At 59.3% G+C, this 2,497-nt stretch carries 1 protein-coding gene; it reads right to left on the bottom strand.

Features of this window, described 5'->3' with window-relative positions; all coding sequences use genetic code 11:
- Positions 1 to 2,497: non-ribosomal peptide synthetase (locus tag BJD99_RS11415; RefSeq protein WP_143542126.1), on the bottom strand; the 2,497-nt coding region annotated here is incomplete at both ends.

Here is a 2,497-nt window from a genome sequence, read left to right as displayed (position 1 = left end):
CGTGGGTGATCGATCGGCAACGGCAACACATCCGGCACATCCGCCAACACTCCCGACCAAAACTCCAACTGCCGCGACACCACAGACCCCGGATCATCCTCACTCCCGAGAACCTCACGCTGCCACAACGTGTAATCCGCATACTGCACCGCCAACGGCTCCCACCCCGGCACACCACCAGCAACCCGAGCGCCATACGCCACCATCACATCAGCAGCAAGAGGCGCCATCGACGCACCATCAGCAGCAATATGATGCACCACAATCGCCAACACGAACTCATCGACACCCACCCGATACAACGACGCCCGAAACGGCACATCCACCGTCACATCGAACCCCGCAGCAGCATCGGCAACAATCCGCTCCTGCACACCCCCCGCATCGAGCTCCACCACCGCCAACTCCACCGCCACATCGGAAACAGACCCGATCAACTGACGCGGCAACTCCCCCACCACCGGGAACGTAGTACGCAACGACTCATGACGAACCAACACATCCCCCACCGCCGCCTCCAACGCAACAACATCGAGCGCACCCGACAACCGCACAGCAAGCGGAATATTGTACGCAGGCGAAGACGTATCGAACTGATTGATGAACCACATACGACTCTGCGCCTGCGACAACGGAATCACCGACGGACGCTCCACCACACCCAACACCGGACGTACACCCCGGGCCTTGGAACTTTCGGCGCGTAACGCCAACGCTTCGATGGTCGGTGCCTCGAAGAGGTCGAGAACTCTCAATCCGGTATCCAGCTCCGCATTGACACGCGCCAGCAGGCGCGTTGCGACAAGTGAATTTCCACCGAGGTCGAAGAAGCTTTCGTCGATACCTATCCTGCGGCCGTCGAGTAGCTCGGTGAACACATCGGCGATCTTTTGCTGCTGAACTGTTTCCGGAGAACGGAATTCGGATTTACGTCCGAGTTCTGGTGTCGGTAGTGCTCGACGATCCAACTTGCCCGCCGGAGTCAACGGAATCGAATCCAACACCACAAACACCGACGGAACCATATGCGCCGGCAACACCGACACCACCCGATCACGCACCGCATCGACATCGACCAACCCACCACCGACACCGAACACATACGACACCAACACCGCCGCACCACCAGGACCATCAACACCCAAAGTCGCCACGAAATCAACCTCAGGAAGAGCAGCAATCACCGCATCGATCTCACCCAACTCGATCCGAAAACCACGAACCTTCACCTGAAAATCGCTACGCCCCACATACTCCAAAACCCCAGAACCATTCCACCGCACCACATCACCCGTGCGATACATCCGCTCCCCCACCAAAGAAAACGGCGCCGCCACAAACCGCTCCGCCGTCAAACCCAACCGATCATGATAACCACGCGCCAACCCAGGACCAGCCAAATACAACTCACCCACAACACCCACCGGCACCGGCTGCAAACGCGAGTCCAACACCACCACAGCAAAACCCAACACCGGAGAGCCGATATCGACCGGAACCCCCGGCGACATCGGCGCACTCAACGACGCAAACACCGTCGCCTCCGTCGGACCATACGCATTGAACATCAAACGGCCCGGCGCCCAACGCTCAACCAAATCAGAACCCGAAGCATCACCACCGGTCGCTACCACTGCAAGCGAATCGAGACCGGCCGGATCCACCGACGCCAACGCCGCCGGCGTCACAAAAGCATGCGTAATCTCCTCCTCACGCAGCAACTGAGCAAGCTCGACACCACCGAACACATCCGTCGGCACAATCACCATCGCCGCACCACCACAAAACGCCAACAACAACTCGAGCACCGACGCATCGAAACTCGGCGACGCAAACGACAACGTACGCGAGCCAGCAGTCACCCCGAACCGAACACGCTCCACCTCAGCCAAATTCGCCAAACCCCGATGCGTCACCACCACACCCTTCGGAACACCCGTCGAACCCGAGGTATAAATCAAATACGCCGCATCATCGAGACGAACCGAACCCAACCGATCACCATCGGACACCGGCCCACCAGAAAACTCACCAACCTCATCGACGATCGACTCATCGTCGAGAACAATCCACGACACCCCATCACCGGCCCGGCCCACATCCGACACATACTCGACCGCGGTAATCCCCACCACAGCACCAGAATCGGACAACATATGAGCAATACGATCCACCGGATACGACGGATCCACCGGCAAAAACGCACCCCCAGCCTTCGCCACCGCCCACACCGCAACCACCGACTCCACCGAACGCCGCAACCCCAACGCCACAAACGAACCCACACCCACACCACGACCGATCAACAACCGCGCCAACCGCGAAGACCGAACATCCAACTCCCCATACGACACCGACACACCACCACACACCAACGCCACACCATCCACACCCGCAACATCTACCGCAGAAACCAAAATCTCCGGCAACAACCGACCCACCACCGACACACCACCACGCACCGGCACCAACAACTCACGCTCGGACTCCGACAACA

It is taken from the genome of Rhodococcus sp. 1163 (genome assembly GCF_002091985.1).
Classification (GTDB): domain Bacteria; phylum Actinomycetota; class Actinomycetes; order Mycobacteriales; family Mycobacteriaceae; genus Rhodococcoides.
Note: the sequence above shows the minus strand (reverse complement) of the source record. Positions and strands in the feature narration are given on the sequence as shown.